The organism is Planktotalea sp. (genome assembly GCF_050633725.1).
Lineage (GTDB): Bacteria > Pseudomonadota > Alphaproteobacteria > Rhodobacterales > Rhodobacteraceae > Planktotalea.
In genome coordinates, this window is sequence record NZ_JBOEHB010000028.1 from 63,983 (window position 1) to 83,801 (window position 19,819).

General features: G+C 53.1%; 15 protein-coding genes and 1 tRNA gene. 15 read left to right on the forward strand and 1 reads right to left on the reverse strand.

Annotation, left to right across the window (positions count from 1 at the left end; translation table 11 throughout):
• Positions 1-104: 104 nt before the first annotated feature.
• The 3 genes from ACRBCU_RS17400 (at position 105) to ACRBCU_RS17410 (ending at position 3,070) form a co-directional block, all read left to right on the forward strand.
• Entirely contained in the window at positions 105-1,325 is a 1,221-nt protein-coding gene (locus ACRBCU_RS17400) for an aminotransferase class V-fold PLP-dependent enzyme (RefSeq protein ID WP_431366660.1), read from the forward strand.
• 177 nt (positions 1,326-1,502) lie between these two features.
• On the forward strand, positions 1,503-1,943 hold the full coding sequence (locus tag ACRBCU_RS17405; RefSeq protein WP_431366661.1) for a TrgA family protein: 441 nt from the start codon (positions 1,503-1,505) through the stop codon (positions 1,941-1,943).
• On the forward strand, positions 1,940-3,070 hold the full coding sequence (locus ACRBCU_RS17410) for an NUDIX domain-containing protein (protein WP_431366662.1): 1,131 nt from the start codon (positions 1,940-1,942) through the stop codon (positions 3,068-3,070). The genes ACRBCU_RS17405 and ACRBCU_RS17410 overlap by 4 nt, the downstream gene beginning before the upstream one ends.
• A gap of 72 nt (positions 3,071-3,142) precedes the next feature.
• On the opposite strand, the gene ACRBCU_RS17415 is transcribed toward ACRBCU_RS17410, so the two are convergent.
• Complete coding sequence (locus tag ACRBCU_RS17415) at positions 3,143-3,481, reverse strand: hypothetical protein (RefSeq protein WP_431366663.1); 339 nt, start codon at positions 3,479-3,481, stop codon at positions 3,143-3,145.
• 112 nt (positions 3,482-3,593) lie between these two features.
• Between ACRBCU_RS17415 and ACRBCU_RS17420 the strand changes: the two genes are divergently transcribed.
• The 12 genes from ACRBCU_RS17420 (at position 3,594) to ACRBCU_RS17475 (ending at position 19,781) form a co-directional block, all read left to right on the forward strand.
• Positions 3,594-4,334: a helix-turn-helix domain-containing protein gene (locus tag ACRBCU_RS17420; RefSeq protein ID WP_431366664.1), complete on the forward strand. Its 741-nt coding sequence runs from the start codon at positions 3,594-3,596 to the stop codon at positions 4,332-4,334.
• 68 nt (positions 4,335-4,402) lie between these two features.
• The gene (locus tag ACRBCU_RS17425) at positions 4,403-5,440 is read left to right on the forward strand and encodes a cysteine synthase A (protein WP_431366665.1); all 1,038 of its coding nucleotides are present in this window, start codon (positions 4,403-4,405) and stop codon (positions 5,438-5,440) included.
• Positions 5,440-7,785 (forward strand): DUF3772 domain-containing protein, encoded by a 2,346-nt coding sequence (locus ACRBCU_RS17430; RefSeq protein WP_431366666.1) that lies wholly within the window; start codon positions 5,440-5,442, stop codon positions 7,783-7,785. Before ACRBCU_RS17425 ends, ACRBCU_RS17430 begins: the two co-directional genes overlap by 1 nt.
• Complete coding sequence (locus ACRBCU_RS17435; protein WP_431366667.1) at positions 7,782-8,510, forward strand: alanyl-tRNA editing protein; 729 nt, start codon at positions 7,782-7,784, stop codon at positions 8,508-8,510. Before ACRBCU_RS17430 ends, ACRBCU_RS17435 begins: the two co-directional genes overlap by 4 nt.
• Positions 8,511-8,520: 10 nt before the next feature.
• Entirely contained in the window at positions 8,521-8,892 is a 372-nt protein-coding gene (locus ACRBCU_RS17440; protein ID WP_431366668.1) for a hypothetical protein, read from the forward strand.
• 87 nt (positions 8,893-8,979) lie between these two features.
• Positions 8,980-9,041: transfer RNA gene (locus tag ACRBCU_RS17445), tRNA-OTHER, on the forward strand.
• Between the two features lie 198 nt (positions 9,042-9,239).
• Positions 9,240-10,421 (forward strand): mannonate dehydratase, encoded by a 1,182-nt coding sequence (gene uxuA / locus ACRBCU_RS17450; RefSeq protein ID WP_431366669.1) that lies wholly within the window; start codon positions 9,240-9,242, stop codon positions 10,419-10,421.
• 129 nt (positions 10,422-10,550) lie between these two features.
• A complete protein-coding gene (locus ACRBCU_RS17455; RefSeq protein WP_431366670.1) occupies positions 10,551-11,579 on the forward strand; it encodes a DUF1036 domain-containing protein in 1,029 nt (342 codons plus the stop codon).
• Positions 11,580-11,980: 401 nt separating this feature from the next.
• Positions 11,981-15,859 carry a hypothetical protein gene (locus ACRBCU_RS17460; RefSeq protein ID WP_431366671.1) on the forward strand — a complete coding sequence of 1,293 codons (3,879 nt, stop codon included), beginning with the start codon at positions 11,981-11,983 and terminating at the stop codon, positions 15,857-15,859.
• Positions 15,860-15,988: 129 nt separating this feature from the next.
• Positions 15,989-17,077, forward strand: coding sequence for a calcium-binding protein (locus ACRBCU_RS17465; RefSeq protein WP_431366672.1), 1,089 nt, complete (start codon positions 15,989-15,991; stop codon positions 17,075-17,077).
• 68 nt (positions 17,078-17,145) lie between these two features.
• A complete protein-coding gene (locus ACRBCU_RS17470; protein WP_431366673.1) occupies positions 17,146-17,823 on the forward strand; it encodes an O-methyltransferase in 678 nt (225 codons plus the stop codon).
• A gap of 125 nt (positions 17,824-17,948) precedes the next feature.
• The gene (locus tag ACRBCU_RS17475; RefSeq protein ID WP_431366674.1) at positions 17,949-19,781 is read left to right on the forward strand and encodes a calcium-binding protein; all 1,833 of its coding nucleotides are present in this window, start codon (positions 17,949-17,951) and stop codon (positions 19,779-19,781) included.
• The last annotated feature ends 38 nt before the right edge of the window (positions 19,782-19,819 follow it).

Sequence of the window (19,819 nt, forward strand, 5' to 3'; positions counted from 1 at the left end):
AGCCCATCCGCGACACGAAACCGTGTGCAATGGTGAAAAAACGGCGTCTTGCACATGATTTGATTTTCAGTTTTTGTGAGGCGAACAGGCAATAGGACCCGATGATGACACTTGATTTGAACTTTGTGCGCGCCCAATTCCCTGCGTTTTCAGAAGCGTCTTTGCAGGGACAAGCCTTCTTTGAAAATGCGGGGGGAAGTTACACCTGCGCTCCTGTGATAGATCGCTTGGTGCGCTACTATACTCAGCGCAAAGTGCAGCCCTATGCGCCCTATGACGCCAGCCGTTTGGCGGGCGAAGAAATGGATGAAGCGCGCACGCGCCTCGCTGCGCTTATGGGGGTTGAGACGGATGAAGTCTCTTTTGGCCCGTCTACGACCCAGAATACCTATGTGCTTGCTCAGGCCTTTGCCGGGTTCATGTCTCAAGGTGAGGCGATCATCGTTACCAACCAGGACCACGAAGCCAATTCAGGCCCGTGGCGTCGGTTGGCTGAACGCGGCATTGAAGTGCGCGAATGGCAAATTGATCCCGAAACGGGGCATCTTGACCCGGAAAAGCTCGAAGACCTGCTCGACGAAAAAGTTCGCCTCGTGTGCTTTCCTCATTGCTCAAATGTCGTTGGTGAAATCAATCCGGTGACGGAGATCACAGCAATGGCGCATGCCGCTGGTGCGTTTGTTTGTGTCGACGGCGTCTCTTATGCGCCGCATGGTATTCCAAATGTGGGCGAGTTGGGTCCGGACATCTATTTGTTCTCGGCCTATAAAACATATGGACCGCATCAGGGCATTATGGTGATGCGGCGCGCTTTGGGTATGACGCTTCCAAACCAAGGACATCACTTCAACGGTGATACTCTCTATCAGCGCTTTACACCTGCAGGGCCGGATCATGCGCAGGTTGCAGCCAGTGCTGGCATGGCTGACTACTTCGACGCATTGGCCGATCATCACAATATCAAAGGCGATGCAGCAGAACGCGGTGCTGGTGTGCATGACTTGATGCGCGCGCATGAAGAGGCGCTTTTGCAACCCTTGCTCGATTATGTGTCCGCAAAAAATTCAGTCAGATTAATCGGCCCTGCGGATGCGGCGCGGCGTGCGCCGACGCTCGCTTTGGCGTCAGAGCAAGATGCTGAGGGGTTGGCGGAGAAGCTGGTGGAGCACAAAATCATGGCGGGGGGCGGCGATTTTTATGCGCAACGCCCGTTGGAGGCTATGGGCGTTGATATGAGCAAAGGCGTGTTGCGGGTCAGTTTCACCCATTACACATCTTCGGGCGAAGTCGACCAGTTGATCAAAGCGTTGGACGCGGTTTTGTGACCTGTGTGAATTAGACTGTGCCAAAAACGCATTCGTGAAAGTGGGAAGCCTGCATCGTTTTGCACCTCAAAGCTGAACTTCAATCTCGCCTCTTGCGCTATCGTAATTCTCAGAGGAAACTGCGCGTTAAGACAATTTCCCTCAGGCGAGACCGCCTAAGCAAGAAAGCTCGACACTATGCCAACAGCCGCACGCTTGATCGCTGCCTTATGCCTCGCTGCTCTCGCGTGGTTGGTTTCCGATATGATCAAGCCCTTGTTCGATGAGGATAAAAACTTTGGTTTCTTTAACCTAATCAATCTGGGCCTTGGCTTTGTTCTTGGATGGCAAGTCATCGGGAGCCGCGCAGGGCGCGGTATGGGCGCGGCGATAAACAACGGGTTGACGGGCGGCGTTTTGCTGTTGTTTTGGGGGCTGTTGTTACACTCGGCCATAAAGATGTTCGAATTGTCGATGCGCGGACGCTACGACGGTTTTTTCGACGCCTTCCTTGCGGTGTTTGACATGATGTACGAAAGCGCGATTTTGATCGGAACACCGTTGATCCTTACAACTTTGATTGTTGGCGCGTCCGTAACGGGCCTCTTCGCTGAAATGACATCGCGCCGCGCGTCATGACCCAATCGCTGTTTTTTTATGGCTCGCTGTGCCATGTGCCGCTTTTGGAAATCGTGCTAGGGCGCGCTCGGAGCGAAATTTCGATACGGCCTGCGCATTTGCAAGATCATCTGGTGAGCTGGGTCGAAGGCGAGCCGTTCCCGATGATTGCCTTTGAAGAAGGCGCGCGCGCGGAAGGGGTTTTGGTGCAGGATCTTAGCCGCGAAGATGTTGCACGGCTTCGCTTTTACGAGGGCGGATTTGACTATGATCTGACGTCACTTCGCGTAGAAACCAGTCTTGGCCTACAGGACGCAGATGTGTTTTTTCCCGAAGCTGGCCTTTGGACGGCTGGCGCGCCTTGGTCTCTGGAGGATTGGGTGAGCGATTGGGGAGAGATCAGCCTGAACGCTGCGCGCGAAGTCATGGGCCATTTTGGCAGGACGCCAGCCCATAAGATGACCCATTTGCTGCCGTTCTTTCGCGCGCGCGCATGGGCCAAAGCTCTGGCGAAAGAGGGCGCGCCCACCACGCTGCGCCGAAATACCCGCAGTGAAGAGATTAGCGTAAACATGCGCGGCGATGGCTATGCTGGTTTTTTCCGCCTTGATACTTTTGATATTCGTTATCCACGTTTTGATGGCACGCAAAGCGCAACGCTCGAGCGCGCAGCTTTTGTCGCCTATGATGCGGCGTTTGTTCTGCCATATGATCCCGAGCGGGATTTGATAATGTTGGTCGAACAATTGCGGTTTGGCCCGATTTTGCGCGGCGATCCTTTGCCGTGGTGTTTGGAAGCGCCTGCGGGATTGGTCGACGCTGGCGAAGCGCCCATCGACACAGCGTTTCGCGAAACCGTAGAAGAGGCTGGGCTTACATTGGAGCGCATCGAGCCGATGCTAAACGTCTATGCGGCCCCTGGTTATTCGAGCGAATATTTTCATTGCTTTTTGGGGCTTTGCAATCTTGAGAATGTCAAAGAGGGGGTTCACGGGCTTGCTTCTGAAAACGAGGATATTCGCACCCATATCGTAAGCTTCGAGCGTGCCATGGAGTTGTTGGACAGCGGTGAGATTACGGTGGGGCCTACAGTGATGATGTTGCTTTGGCTGGCGCGTAAACGCGATGAAATCCGATCACTTGCGTGATCGGACCGGGGCGAGGGGCTAGCCCCTCGCGCTCCCCAAGATATTTTTAGACCAAAGAAGATGTGAGGCGCTTTAAAGCCTTTGTTGTCCGAGCAAGAGTGTTTTTGGATCGCCCTTGCTTTTCGATAGGGCGTGCAGAAGGTAGGGCGCGAACAGCACCATGCCAAGGACGCCGATAACAACGGCTTTGATCAAAGCGATCGGGGAAAACCTCTCGCGCCATGCAATCCACAGGGCACTGAGCGAGAGAAAGAAGCTGAAATCTGCGTTGATATGACCTTGCCACGTGAGCGAGAACAGCCCGATGAAATAGGGTGTCATGAAGTCGATACCGTCGTTTTTGAGCGCAATGACGGTATAAAGTGCCATTGTGAGCGTGATAAAGGCGACGAAAGTGCGAAAGAGAGACATGCTGGGTTCCTTGTTTGCTGTTGCTTCAGCCAGCCTAGTTTCATCGCCTGCAGTAAAACAATTACCTCAAAGGTAACTGACAACAGGATTGAAACTAGGGTAACCTCAAAGAATGGAAAGCTTTCCCGAACACCTGAAATTCTGGCGCAAGTCGCGGCGGCTAAGTCAGTTGGCCCTTAGCCTTGAGGCCGATGTCTCGTCGCGCCATGTCTCCTTTTTGGAGACGGGTCGCGCGCGGCCGAGCGCCGAGATGATTTTGCGGCTCTCGCAGGTGTTGCGCGTACCGCTTGAGGGGTGCAATGCAATGATGCTAAGCGCTGGATTTGCCCCTGCTTACCATGGTCGGGATTGGAGCGCGCCAGAATTAGCTTCGGTGCGTAAGTCATTGGAATATATGATGACGTCTCATGCGCCGTACCCTGCGTATGTGGTCGATCGGGTGTGGCGTATTGTGGATTTGAATGACCCCGCAAAGCGGCTGTTTGGCGCGCTTGGCGTTGGCAAAGGTATCTCTTTGCTTGATATGATTGACGCTCCGCAAATGCGCGCGGCGATCGAGAATTGGGATGAGTTTGCATTTCATGCAGCGCAGCGTTTGCGAACCGAAAGCGCAGCTTTGGGGGGCGTTGACGACCTCGAGAGGGCCGCCGCAAAACTGAGTTTAGAGCCGCCGAGTACGATCGCCTCAAACACGCCTGTTATCCCAACCGTGTTCAAGCTAGGCGAGGTGCGATTGAGCTTGTTTTCAACCGTGGCGCAAATCGGAACCCCCAATGATCTTGCGCTTGCAGATTTGAAGATCGAGTTGTTCTTTCCTGCCGATGAACAAAGTGACGCGATATTGAGCGCTTAACCCTCTTGCAACGCTTGAGTTAGCGCTGCGCCCCGCTTAGGTAGGAGAGGCATTTAGGAGAGACGCTCATGATCGTTGCGCAGGATCTGGCTCAGGCCATTGGAAATACACCGCTTATCAAGCTCAAGGCCGCATCCGAAGCGACGGGGTGCGAGATCTTAGGCAAGGCTGAGTTCATGAACCCCGGTCAATCGGTTAAGGATCGCGCCGCGCTGTCGATCATCCAGGATGCTGTAGCGAGCGGAGCCTTGAAGCCGGGCGGCACGATTGTTGAGGGCACCGCAGGCAATACAGGCATTGGCCTTGCGCTGGTGGGCGCGTCGATGGGTTTCAAAACCGTTATCGTGATCCCAGAGACGCAAAGTCAGGAAAAGAAAGACATGCTGCGGCTGGCAGGGGCGGAACTGGTACAAGTGCCCGCCGCGCCCTATCGCAATCCGAACAATTTTGTGCGCTATTCAGAACGCCTTGCAAAAGAGCTGGCTCGCACAACGAATGAAGGCGTGATCTGGGCCAATCAGTTCGACAATGTCGCAAATCGCCAAGCGCATATTGACACCACTGGCCCTGAGATTTGGGAGCAAACAGGCGGCAAAGTTGATGGCTTTATCTGCGCCGTTGGCTCTGGTGGTACATTGGCGGGTATCGGCATGGTCTTGCAGCCAAAGGGTGTAAAAATCGGTATTGCTGATCCTGACGGCGCGGCGCTGCACAGTTATTATACCACCGGCGAATTGGCGATGAGCGAAGGCGGCTCCATCGCGGAGGGCATTGGACAGGTGCGTATCACCAAGAACCTTGAAGGGTTCACGCCGGACATGTCCTACAACATCCATGACAGTGAAGCCCTGCCGCAAGTCTTCGATATGCTGGAGACCGAAGGTCTTTGCCTTGGTGCGTCTTCCGGTGTGAATGTGGCTGGTGCGATCCGCATGGCGCGCGAGATGGGCCCGGGGCATACTATCGTGACGATCCTGTGTGACTTTGGCACGCGCTATCAATCCAAGTTGTTCAACCCTGAATTCCTGCGCGAAAAAGGCCTGCCTGTGCCAGAATGGCTTGACAAAGAGCCTGCACATATTCCGGGTGTTTTCGAGGACGTTTGATGACATTTTGGTCTGTTTTGCGCGCTTTTTGCGTTGCTGTTTTTCTTTCTCTGCCAATTGCAAGTTTTGCGCAAAACACGACACTGGATTACGATGCTTGGCAGAGTGTTGCGCAACGCGCTGAAAACGCAGTTGAAAACGGACGTGCGTCTTCTAGTGCGCTAGAGACCTTGCGTTCGCAAATTGCCGATTGGCGTGAGCAGTTTCTAGATGCACAGCAAACAAACCAAGCGCGCATCACGACACTTGAATCGCAGGTTGCTGCGCTTGGAACCCCGGTAGAAGGGGTCGACGAAGCAAGCGACATCGCGGCGCGGCGCGTTGAGCTTGATGAGCAGCTTTTGCGATTGCGCACACCGATTGTGGCAGCAGAAGAAGCCTATAATCGTGCGGACGGGGTGATCAAAGAGATCGACAATCTGATCCGCGAGCGCCAAACGGAAGAATTGCTGAGCGGAGGGCCAAGCCCCTTAAATCCAGCATATTGGGCACCCGCAATTGAGGATTTCAGTAAATCCACTTTTGCGATCGGGGCTGAAATCAGTAGCGCGTTTCAATCAGATGCGCAGCGCAAAACCCTTTGGCGCGATTTCCCCGAAGTCGTTATTCTGCTGGTGATCGGTCTGGTCCTGGTTTTACGAGGGCGCCGTTGGTCGCTTAAGATTGTTGACGTTCTTCGACGCTATACCAACCGCGGCTCTGGGGTTTGGCGGTTCATTGCCTCATTGTTGCAAATTGTGCTGCCGTTGTTCGGGCTCGCATTCCTTGTGGAAGGGGCATTCGAGACAGGATTGATCGGGCTTCGCGGAACACTTCTGCTTGATCAGGTTACGAATTATGGATTGCTGTTTTTGGCCTTTTGGTGGGTTGCTGGGCAGCTTTTCCCGAAAACCGATGACGATGCGGTTTTACCAATTGGGCAGTCTCATAGGGCCGGTGCGCGATGGTTCATTGCTGCAAGTGCTTTGATCCTGATTGCGGCGCAAGTTTTGCAGGTTATGGCGATCTACGACGATTGGAGTGATGCCACCCGCGCAGTGCTAGGTTTGCCCTTGTTGGTGTTGACCGGGATCGTGCTGTTCCGATTGGGCACGCTTTTGCGCGGCGCGACAGTTGATCAGCTGGACGACGACGAAGGCCGTCAATACAGGGTGCGCATGGCGAAACTGCTTGGGCAAGCGGCTATAGTTGTCGCCATTGTTGGCCCGATTATCGCAGCGCTTGGCTATGGAACGGCCGCTGCGCGCCTGATGTTTTCTTCAATCGCAACGCTCATGCTCTTTGGGCTTTTGTTGGTTGTGCAGGGGTTTATCGAAGATGTCTTTGCTTTCCTGACACGTAAAAGCGGTCGGGACGACGATTCACTTATCCCTGTGTTACTCGGGTTTCTGCTGGTCATTGCATCGCTGCCAATCCTCGCGTTGATTTGGGGCGCGCGTTGGGCTGATATCACCGAAGTTTGGACCCGTTTCCAAGAAGGATTTGCGATTGGCGATAGTCGTATCTCGCCAATTGATTTCATAACCTTCGCGGTCATTTTTGCGATTGGCTATACCGCAACGCGTCTGCTGCAAGGGGCGATGCGCACAACGATCCTGCCGCGGACTAAATTGGATGCGGGCGGGCGCAATGCCATCGTATCGGGCATTGGCTATGTGGGTATCTTTCTTGCTGCTTTGATTGCGATCAGCTCTGCTGGCATTGACCTAAGCAGCCTTGCGATTGTTGCTGGCGCGCTTTCTGTTGGCATTGGTTTTGGCCTGCAAAACATCGTTTCCAATTTTGTATCGGGCATTATCTTGCTGATTGAACGTCCAATTGCCGAGGGCGATTGGATCGAAGTCGGCGGCAAGATGGGCTATGTGCGCGGCATTTCTGTGCGCTCGACGCGGATTGAAACCTTTGACCGCACGGACGTCATTGTACCGAATGCGGACCTTGTTTCTGGTATGGTGACAAACTGGACGCGCGGCAAAACAGTGGGCCGTGTGATCGTGCCCGTTGGCGTGGCCTATGGCACAGATACGCGCAAAGTAGAGGATGTCTTGCTCAAAATCGCGCGCGAGCATCCGATGGTTCTGCTAAACCCAGAGCCGTCAATTGTGTTCCAAGGGTTTGGCGCCGATTCAATGGACTTTGAGATCCGCGCAATTCTGCGGGATGTGAATTATGTGCTAAGCGTCAAATCTGATATGAACCATCTTATCGCTGCTCGCTTTGCCGAAGAGGGGATCGAAATTCCATTCGCACAGCGCGATGTTTGGATCCGAAACCCTGAAACACTTGCGCAGGCTGGTCCAGCTGGCTTAGCTGCGCAGACCGCTGATGAGGAGACACGCGAATGACACGTGCGCTATTCTTGCAAGACGCTTATATGCGGAGCGCTCAAGCACAGGTTCTTGGTCACACGCCTGAAGGCGGGGTCATCTTGGATGACTCTATCTTTTACGCAACGGGTGGCGGGCAACCCGGAGACAGTGGAACTCTGGCTTGGAGTGGAAATACGCTCAAAATTGCCACCTGCGTTAAGGTGGATGGGAGCCCCGAAGCGCACACGGCTTTGGTTCCGGCCGAGCCAGCGTCTTTACCGCCCGTTGGCAGCACTGTGACGCAAAACCTTGATTGGGAGCGGCGCCATTCGCATATGCGCGTCCACACCGCGCTGCATTTGCTCTCTGTTGTGATTCCACTGCCCGTTAGTGGCGGTTCGATTTCTGCGGGCAAAGGGCGGCTTGATTTCGATATGCCCGACGCCCCCGAAGACAAAGAGGCGTTGGATCGTTCCTTGAACGCGCTGATCGAGCTTGATTACGTCGTGTCCGAAAGCTGGATTAGCGATGACGAGCTGCGCGCAAATCCACATCTAGTGAAAACAATGTCCGTTCAGCCGCCCACAGGGGCAGGGCAGGTGCGTTTGGTTCGCATTGGCGATGTGACGCGCCAGATTGACCTACAGCCTTGCGGTGGCACTCACGTCGCACGCACCTCAGAAATAGGGCGCGTGCGCATTGGTAAGATCGAGAAAAAGGGCAAACAGAACCGCCGTGTCTATTTGCACTTGGATGTTTAGGATGGGCTGGATGTCACAAGAACGCCTGTGCAGCTTTGCCGCGCTCGTTTGCGCCTTGCTCTGCGGTGTTCTGCTCTTTGCACCATCAATTATCTTTTGGCTCTTCAATATGACGCCAGATGCGGGCGGGGAAATTATCGCGCGCCGCGCAGCCATGCTATTTGCGGGGCTGGCGTATATGGCTTGGGGCGTTAAAGACCTTGCATCTTCGCGCGCGCTTCAAATTTTGTTCAGGGGTTTTGCGATTTCAATGGCATTGCTTGCCGTTCTTGGCTGCGTTGAATTTCTGCGCGGCTCTGTCGGGGTCGGCATCGCGGTTGCGATTGTGTTTGAGATCTATTTTGCGGTCTCGTTCGCGCGTCTATCGATGCGCGGATCGTAACAAAAAACCACGCGCTCAAGGCAAGCAACAAAAAGCGGTTTTTTGCTCTTGCGCTCGCCTGCATCTTAACGCTAAACCCCGCGCAATGGATCGGTGGCCGAGTGGTCGAAGGCNNCGTCTCCAGGGTTCGAATCCCTGTCGATCCGCCATTACCCTTTTTGTAGCAGCGTGAAATGGCACCTTACTTTGGGCCTTTGCCGTCAACATAACTGCATTTCGCGTCAGGGCTGAAATTAGCGGGTCAGAATTCGCCTTAAGGGTGGTCTTTGCCAGTTTCTTGTTTAATCTCGACACTCTATTGATACGGGCGCTTTGCCTGAGCGAGCAAACTCATTGGGGGCAGTTTCATGAAGCAATGCTGGAGATGGTTTGGGCCGAACGATGCGATTACTTTAACAGAATTGCATCAAGCTGGCGTCGAGGGCATTGCAACAGCGCTATACGATTTGCCTGCGGGCATCGCGTGGGGGCGTCAAAATCTTTTGCCGACCCAAGATATGCTGCGCGCGCATGGATATGCTTGGGATGTTGTCGATTGCTTACCCGTTTCCGAGGCGATCAAAACCCAAACGGGCGATATGGCGGCGCATATAGAAGCTTACAAGCAGAGCCTCAAAGCGATTGCAGGGCAGGGTATCTCGACTGTGTGTTACAGTTTTTCGCCAGTTTTCGATTGGACCCGCACAAACCTGCGTGCGCAGCATACCCACGGCGGCACGTCGATGCTGTTCCAGATGGTCGAGTTTGCAGTCTTTGACCTGTTCATTCTTAAACGCGATGGCGCGTGCGAGGCGTATTCAGAGGGCTGTATCGCGCAAGCACAAGCGCGTTTCGACGCGATGAGCGAGGAAGAGAAATCCAGCCTGCAATCCAGTGTTCTTGCGGGGCTGCCCCACGCCTATCAGGGCGCGAACCTTGACGAGCTGCGCGCGCTGATTGAAACCTATGCTACGATCACGCCAGAAAAGCTGCGCGCCAATCTCATAGATTTCTTGTCAGAGGTCGCGCCGATCGCGCAGGAATTTGGCGTTAATCTAGGCTGTCATCCAGATGATCCACCCTTTTCGTTGCTTGGCCTGCCAAAAGTTGTCTCCTCATATGCCGATTATGCGGCGATCTTTGGGGCTGTCGATATACCTGCCAACGGGGCGGTTCTTTGCACCGGTGCGCTTGGCGTCTGCGCCGACTTTGACGGCCCCGCCTTTGTGCGTCGTCATGGAGCAAGGATACATTTTGCCCATCTGCGCAATACGACGCGATTGGATAGCGCGGACGCAACCAAGCCAGATTTTTATGAAGCAGCCCATCTTGAGGGCAACACAGATATTGTCGGGACCGTGCGTGCTTTGATGGATGAACAAAGGCGGCGCAAGGAAGCGGGGCGCGATGATTGGGTTATTCCGATGTGCGCTGATCACGGGCAGGAATTGCTGAGCGATTTGGGCAGGCCGCATAGTGCCGGTTCTCCGCTCATCGGACGTATGCGCGGCTTGGCGGAGTTACGCGGCATTATTGCCGCGTGTGCGTGATTGAGTGAACCTGCGTTGATGTAAATTGCCTCTTTCGAAAAGGGTCACGAGATCGCGCAGGGGTTGCTTGCCAACATCTTGGATCAGCGCCAAGGTGTCGGCGACGTTCAAGCCAAGGAGATGATCCCCATGCGTGCCCTTATACTTGCTTTGTTGATTTTCTTGCCTGTTCCTGCGCTGGCGCAGCTAAAGGTGTGTAACGAAACGGACGTGCTGCACCGCGTCGCAATCAGCTATGAGAGCCAGAAAACCTGGGTCTCGGAGGGCTGGTGGACTTTCAAGGCAGGCGAGTGCGGCACGGTTATGTCTGACCCGCTTGATCGCAAGAACTATTACTACAAGGTTCATGCCGAGGGCCATGACTACAAAGGTAAATACGGGTTTTGCACTGGAAAAAGTCCGTTCAAAATTCTTGGCGATACCAAGTGTGAAGAGCGCGGGTTTCAGCGCGAGATGTTCTTGGTCGAAGACACAGGGCCAACGCAAACCTCTTGGACAATCACCTTAAGCGGCGCGCCTGTTGATCAGCCTGCGTCCACGTCACTTTCGTTACCATCACCAGAGTTGGACTACATTGACTATCATGGCGCGTTTCAGGCGGGTTCACTAGGGGAGCCGTCGGATACAATTGCGCGCTTTATCGGATGTCATGATGACGGCGACAGCGAATTTTGTCGCTTTAGCGCCGATGGGGTGGATTGGCTGGTTTACCCTTCAGATGCGAACTATTCAGAAACCTTCACTGCAATTTCGCTTTTAACACCTGGTCAACGGGTCAATCTGAAAGCGGATATTATCAATTTCAATGACGCTTCTGTTGAAATTGCGGTGTCTCGGATCGAAGCAATAACCCAAGCTAACGATTTGGACCGAATTTATTTTGCGCTCCAAGGCCGGTTCACTGATCCAAAGGACGCTCGCGGGCGCGCAGAGGTCATCGGAAACACGTTGTTCGAGCTTTATGACGATACTCAGGTCTCCGCCTACCGCTTTCACGTTGCCGATAACTGCGATGGCACGCCGCAAACGGGGCCAGCCTTGATGCTTTCAGAACCTGAAAGTGGTTGGTCCAACTGCGCAATCTTAAACTATGTTGGAACAGATGGGTTTAGCTATACCGAGATGGGCATGTTGCAGGGTCCGAGCTACAGGCGATAACCCGCCTAAAGGGGCCAAATTTGCCACTGCGCACGCGCAAAAAATGGCGAGATTATGACGACAAGGTGCTGTGTTTCTGGTAAATTCGATTTAGGGCATGTTGGTGAGACGTCGCGAATTAGTGAATTGTGTTTATTTGTCAGAGGGTTATCTGCATTGTGTCGCGTATCGAAACAGTGTTTTTACACAGGCAGCATTTCAATTCACCTCAGACTCGCATCTGCTAGCCCACGCGCGAAGGGGGGACGTGCGCCTTTTTTCGAAATCAAAACATGAAGATGCATGCGCATCTTTAGAATGAGCCTTTGAGCTAAGAGAGCATCGCATCGCCGACACAGCGAGCGAACATTTTTCGCCTTGAATTCAAGGCAGCTGCATTTGTGAAGACTGGGGAGTCAAAAGTGCCAAATTTTATCCTGCAAGGCCCTGATGCCTTTTTGTTTGACGTCGATGCCGCAACTGGGGTCGTAACGCAAAAGCCCTGGTTTATCGCAGATTTTAATGATGCATGGGATGTGAACGAAGATAACGTTTACGAATTTAGCGTAACGGATACCGAAGCGAGCGATCCCGCGACAGGCACCAGCAACTTTGAGTTTCGCGTCACCCCGAATGACAGCGCCTTTGTTGCTGCTGGCGCGTCGCCAGTTTTGACCGAGTTTGCAATTTCTGGTCCCGACACAGTGATGTTCGACATCAACGCCTATACGGGGGAGGTCACCGTAAAGGACTGGTTTGCCCCAGATGCGGGCGACAACTGGGATGCTGATGAAAACGGGGTTTACGAATTTACGATTACCGCAACGGCGCCTGACGGCACTATCACGACCACGCCAAGCAGCCTCACGATAGGTGCAGAAGGAACCTATGTGTGGGATGTTCCTGACCCGATCGTATTGCCCGACCCTGAACCTGTTCCAGTTGATCCTGATCCGGTACCTTTTGGCACTGTGTTTAGCCTTGATGGTCCTGACGCGGTGGTCTTTTCCGTTGACGAAACGACGGGCGCTGTGAGCGTGAATGACTGGTTTACCCCAGACCCGCGGGATAACTGGGATGCGGATGAAAACGGCATCTACGAGTTTAATCTGCTCGCAACGGCCCCTGACGGCACTGTGACGCGTATCCCGAGCAGCTTGATGGTGAATGCGGATGGCACGCTCGACTGGAATGTCCCGACTGTAACCGTTGAAGATGATCCGACGCCAACTCCGGTTGATCCGCTTGAATTTGGAACGCTCTTTACGATCACAGGTCCAGACGCGGTTGTGTTTGAAATTGATGAGGCCACGGGCGATGTGACGCCGCATGATTGGTTTGCACCAGATGCGGATGATCACTGGGACGCTGATGAAAACGGCACCTATGAGTTTTCCGTTGTTGCGACAGAGCCTGATGGAACCGTCACAACGATCCCCGGAACATTTACCGTTGCGGCCGATGGCACCCAGACCTTTAGCATTGCCGACATTGAGGTGTTGCCAGATACGGTTGATCCCGTGGACCCTGTCGATCCAGTGGATCCGGTTGATCCCGTCGATCCAACTCCACCAAGCGATACAACCTATTTCACTTTGACTGGCACAGATACGGTCATGTTCGAGATTGACGAAGCAACAGGCGCCGTATCGTTGCAAAGCTGGTTTACGCCTGATCCTTTGGACCCATTCGATGTGGGCGAAGACGGTGTTTACAACTTTAACGTTGTGCAAACCGACCCTGATGGCACAGTCACAGAAACGGCTAGCAGCCTTACGGTAAATGCCGACGGCACACTCACTTGGGATGTTCCTGCGCCGCTGGTCATTCCTGATCCAGAGCCCGTCGAGCCTGTGCTTGCAACAGAGCTTTTGAGCAATGGTTTGCTAGAAGGCGGCGTTGCGATTGGCGGCAATGATACCGATGCCGAGGTTGCTGGCTGGGATAGCCAAGACGGAACGCTTGAGGTTTGGGGAGATGGCTTCTACGGCGTAAATACGCCCGACAGTGGAAACTTCATCGAGCTTGACGGCTCTGAAACGGGCGCTGTTGATACGGCTTTCCAAGATGTTCTCACGCTTGAAGACGATGAAATGCAGCTTAGCTTCAACGGCGCGCAGCGCTTTGGCGAAAGCGAAAGCATCGAAGTCTATTACCGCGGTGAATTGATCGACACTGTCACTCCGACCAGTAGTGAGCAGTGGGATACCTATACCTACACGGTTACAGGAAGCGGCGGGATTGATCGTCTCGAATTCCGCGAACTTGCGGCAGAAAGCGATGGAACAGGTCCGTTTATCGATAACGTAAGCCTTACCAGCGCTTCACCTGATGCAAGCGCCTTGGCGCTGCGTCCTGATCTGAGTTCGGAAACTCTGGAATCTCCTGATCTGCCGACACGGCCAACACCTGAGCCTGAGCCAGAAGGCATTCCAGGGACGCTGTTCCTCGGCACGGATATTGATGAGACCTTCACAGGCACCGCGGACGATGACACGTTGGACGGCGGCGCAGGTAATGATGTGTTGAACGGCGTTGCAGGAAACGACATTCTGCGCGCAGGGGCTGGCGTTGATACGCTGGACGGCGGTGCAGGCACAGATACCTACGACATCGCAAATTCTACTGCAAATACAGCAGACTATGATGTCGATCTCGCCGCTGGCAATGATCAGGAAAACACACTCATAAGCATTGAAAACGTGCTAGGAGGCGATGGTGATGACACGATCAGCGCAACAACAGGAGACAATCTTCTGAGCGGGGGCGCGGGCAATGACGCGCTCTTTGGCCTTGCGGGGGAAGATGTTCTGCTCGGCGGGTTGGGCGATGACACCCATATCGGTGCAGAAGGTGATGATATCTTGATTGCCAACGAAGGCACCAACGTCTTTGACGGCGGCGCGGGCGATGATGCGATCATTATCAACAGCTCAACCGTGCAGAACCTTGATTTCAACATTGATTTGCAAGCGGGCACCGACAACTTTGGCAACACCTATACAGGCGTTGAAAACATCGACGGCGGCAATGGTGATGACAGCCTGACTGGGTCTGATCTGGCCAATGTCCTGCTTGGTCGTCTTGGCGATGATACCCTTAACGGCGGTCTTGGCGGCGACGTTCTGAGCGGCGGCGAAGGGGATGATGAACACAACGCAGGTGGCGGCGACGATCTTCTGATTGCGAGTGTTGGCAATGATACCTTCAACGGAGGCGAGGGCGTCGATACCTTTGATATCGATGTGTCCGAGGACTACGAGACCGACTATGATCTCAACCTCGAAACAGGCACCGACAATCAGGGCAATAGCTATAGCGGCATTGAGAACATCAATGGTGGCTGGGGCGATGACACGCTCACAGGCAACGCGGACGCCAATATTCTGGACGGGTCTGTTGGCGACGATGTTGTGAATGGCGGCGCTGGAAATGACTCTCTTGCAGGGGGGCTTGGCAATGATGCGCTAAATGGCGGTGCAGGCAATGACGTTCTCTTCGGCAGCTATGGCGTTGACAGCTACGATGGTGGCGCAGGCATTGATACAATGGATATCGGTGGCTCAAGCGCTGGCACGGCGGATTACAATATCGATCTCGCGGTTGGTCAGGATCAGTATGGCAATACTTATGCGAACATCGAGAACGTCAATACCGGCGATGGGGATGACAATCTCTTTGGTGATGGCGCAGACAATCAGCTGCAAGGCAATGATGGTGACGACACGATCAATGGCGGCGGCGGCAATGATTTCCACAATGGCGGCAATGGCAATGACGTCTTTATCGCCAATGAAGGGGCCAATAGCTTCTTTGGTGGCAACGGTATTGATACCTACCAGATTGCTGGATCGACAGAAGATGACGTTGATTTCGTAATTGATCTGGAAGAGGGCACCGACAACCAAGGCAACACCAGCTTTGGCGTTGAGAATGTGAATGCCGGATCGGGCGATGACATGATCTTTGGCGGAGCGGCTGACAACGTTCTTCATGGCGGCGCAGGAGACGATACGCTGAATGGCGGCGGTGGCGATGACACGCTGACGGGCGGCGAGGGGGATGACACCTTCACCATGAGCGCAGCCGCGGGCAACGTCGAAGTGAGCGATTTTGTCAAAGGTGCGGATCAGATTGATCTGAGCTCGATCTCGGGCGTGAGTGATTTTGATGATTTGGCTGATTTCCTGTTGCAAGGCGATGGCACATCAACGCTGACCTTCGACATCACGGAAGTGGATCAACTTCAACTTATCATCCAAAGCGAAGAAGAACTCGACGCGGCTGATTTCACTTTCTAGTTTAGAAGAATTCGAATGTCCGCTAACGCGCGACGCAAGATCGGTCCAGCAAGGTTAACCAACTTGCTGGACTATTTTATTTAGCTATTATTGCAGGATCAATTTATTTTAAAATAGCTGAGAACGCATATGCCTAGATTGAAAGTATTAGAATCTACAGTTGTCGTATTTGATACTGCCTCTGACACATGGCAGATCGAAACCATGACAGTCATCGACGAAGATTTGTATGTTGGGGATGTGCTTCCAACAGATGAGCCGTCTCAAGGTGTAATCAATTTCGCGTCCGGAGATGTTGATATCTCAATTGGAAATGGGAATTGGGTCACCATCATCTATAAAATCCAGCAGCAAAATACTGTTGAAAACACGACGTTTTGGTCGGGTTTGCAGCTTGATGCGACACACTATGTGCTTTTTACAAATAGTTATGGAACCCTTCATGGCATGTCGAACACGGGAGGGGCCTTAACGTCCTTAACTTTTGTCGACCTTATTGGCCCTCCATCCAATCTGACAGGCTATTACAACTATCTCAATTTGGGATTTGTTGATGTTTCGGCAAGTTCACCTGTTTACTCCACTGGAACCGAGGCTGCAGATAGTATTCTCGGCAGCATATGGAACGACAGCCTCTCAGGCGCGGAAGGTCACGACACGCTTATCGGAGGTGACGGAAACGACCGCTTTGATGGAGGCGCAGGGGCTGATCAAATATTCGGAGAAGCGGGCAAGGACACGGTTTTGGCAAGCGAAGGCTTTGATTTGATCAAAGGTGGTGGCGGCAGAGATCATCTTTCAGGAGGAAAAGGGGATGATAGCCTTTTGGGAGGTAAAGGCGACGACAAGCTCTATGGCGGAAAAGGGCGTGACAACCTTGGTGGCGGCAAAGGCGATGACAGGCTTTTTGGAGGCAAAGGTGGCGATTGGCTTGAAGGCGAAAAGGGAAACGACTGGCTTGTAGGCGGACTAGGGTATGATGATTTCATTTTCAGTGACGGCGATGGCGATGACACAATTGCTGACTTTGAGGTTTCGAGCGGAAAAGAGGACATTAATCTTTCGGCCGTTAGTGAGATCACAGGTTTTGTGGATTTGATGGACAATCACCTTCATCAAATAGATGGAAACGTGATCATTGAAGATGGTATAGATTTGACTATCACGTTGATTGGAGTGAACGCTGGTGAACTACAGAGCGATGACTTCATTTTTTGAAACGTTGCGTACTTAAAGAGCTGGCAAAAGACGCCTAGCGATGCGCCTCATTTTTGAAGGGAAAGTCGTTGTTTTCAAAGGTCATTTCTGGAAACGATCCCGCGCGGACGACGCGTTTTCACACCGAGCAAAACGAACGCGTTGATTTAGCGGAGTTGATCGTTGATCTGCCCAAATGCCTCTATCACAAGATCTTTTTCAACAAGGGCAAGCGGCGCGCCTCTCCATGGTGGCCAACGCGGGTGATCCCAAAGGTCGAGGCGTTTTTGAAACCCTCTCATGACGTGATTGAATATGGCTCTGGCAGCTCGACCATTTGGTTGGCCCGGCGCGCCCGCTCGGTTGTGTCTATGGAAGAAAACCAGACGTGGTTAGAGATGACACGCGCGCGCATTTCGCGCGAGGGAATTGAAAACGCGCAAATCCATTGGGGCGAGGGCCCCAGCTACTACACGCCGCCAAAGGAAACGGGGCCCTTTGATCTGGCAATTGTTGACGGTGCCTATCGTTGGAAATGTATTGAAACGGTTTTGCCAAAGATGAAACCGGGTGGAATGATCTATTTGGACAATGCGGATTCAGATAAGGACTTTCGGCTATATGACAACGCGAAACCTGTTCGCCGCGCGCAAAGCCTGATGGAAGATTACGCAAAAACCCACCAAGGCGCACGTTTGGAAAAGGTGAAAAGCATCATCGACGGAGAGTTGTTCGCAGGAGAAGGATGGCTCTTGCACTTGCCGTAGCGTTGAACGCAGGCACCGAGGCAATTTTCCTTTGACGTGGCTGTCAATTTTGCCCGCTTCCAGTATGCTCGTTTTCTGCACCATTAGTGCAGTTTTTTCATAAGTTTCAAAGTTGGAGTTGTTTTATGGCATTTGGACCGGAATTTCAGGTGAATACTCATTGGGTTTGGCGACAAAATGGCGGTGATGTCGCGACTTTGAACGACGGCAGCTTTGTTATTACTTGGCAATCCTTCCGGCAAGACGGAAGCGACGGCGGTGTCTTCGCACAGCGATATGCTAGTGATGGTACGCCGTTAGGCGGCGAATTTCAGGTTAATACTTATACGAATTTGCATCAGGTAACTCCCTCAATCGTCGCGCTGGCTGGCGGCGGGTTTGTGATTGCTTGGGAGTCTATTCAAGGCAACACCAACTATAGCATATTTGCACAAGTCTATAACTCAGACGGCACGTTAAATGGGGGGGAGCTCTTACTCGACGACAATCTAGCGGAAGCGCAACGAAACGTCGACCTGGAAGCGCTCCCGAATGGCGGTTTTGTAGCGACATGGGAAACCTCGTACATCGGGTCTAGTGATAGTGTTCTCCACGTCAAACTGTTTGACGCTGCCGGTACAGGGACCACCAATGAAATCATGGTGCGTAGCTCAGCTCTTGAGGGTGACTATGAGGGCGATATTCAAGTGTTGCCTGATGGATCGTTTTACGTGTTCTGGCGCAAATACACATCGTTCGCAGATAATCGAGACATCTATGGCCGCCACTTTGACGCGGCTGGAGTTGCGACAGCACCAGAGTTTCGGGTAAACGATCACGTCGCACACTTTCAGGCGCACCCTGCGTCTACGTTGCTCAACGATGGCGGCGTCGTCGTTATGTGGACATCGATGCAGGGAAACGGCTCGCACGATGGCGTTTTTGCCAAGATTTACAATGCGGATGGCACACAACGTATCGCTGAAATTCAACTCCATCAAATAGCAAATGAAGATGAATTCGCCGTTGAAATCGTCGCGTTAGACAATGGTGGATTTGCCGCGATTTGGATTGGAACCGGTTATGCTGACAATAACGATGTCATTTTGCGAACCTTTGATGCCAACGGTGTCCCTACCAGCGACGATATTTTGGTCAATGACTTCACCACCGGCTCTCAGATCGCAACGAGCCTTAGCGCACTGAGTGATGGGCGGCTGATCATCGTTTATGATGACGAATACAACGACCATGACGGGGATCAAAACGGGATTTTTGCCCGGATTTATACGCCAGAACCCGAGTGCAATGTGATCATGGGGGACGGCGCGAGCAATAGCATTTCCGGCACCTCTGACGATGACTGCATCTTTGGCTTGGGCGCTGATGACTTCATTGATGGCCACGACGGCGATGATGTCATTGAGGGCAATGACGGGTATGACGAAATCACTGGCGGCAACGGTAACGACACTTTGTACGGTGGGCGCAAGATTGATCAGCTTTGGGGCGATGCGGGGCGGGACAAGCTTTTCGGTGGCAAAAGCCTTGATCATCTTCGAGGAGGCGCTGGCCGTGACACGCTGCAGGGCAATGAAGGCGGAGACACGTTAGAAGGTGGCGACGGGCGAGATAAATTGAAGGGCGGCAAAGGATTTGACGTCCTGTTTGGCGACAATGGCAAGGATACCCTGCTTGGCGGCAAAGGCGATGATATTCTGATCGGTGGAGCCGAGGAGGATCAATTTGTCTTCCAAAGCGGCGGCGGGAATGACACGATCCAAGATTTTGACGCGGCAGATAATGCGGAACAGATCAAGCTCTCTGCGGTCACTGAGATCGTTGATTTCACTGACCTGAGCGCCAATCACATGACGCAAGTTGGCGCCAACGTGGTGATTGACGACGGGGTGAACTTAACCATCACTTTGCTCAATGTTAACTTGGTTGATCTTGGAAATGCGGATTTCATTTTCTAACAACGAGTAAACAAACAAGAGCGGGGAGGGACAGCAGC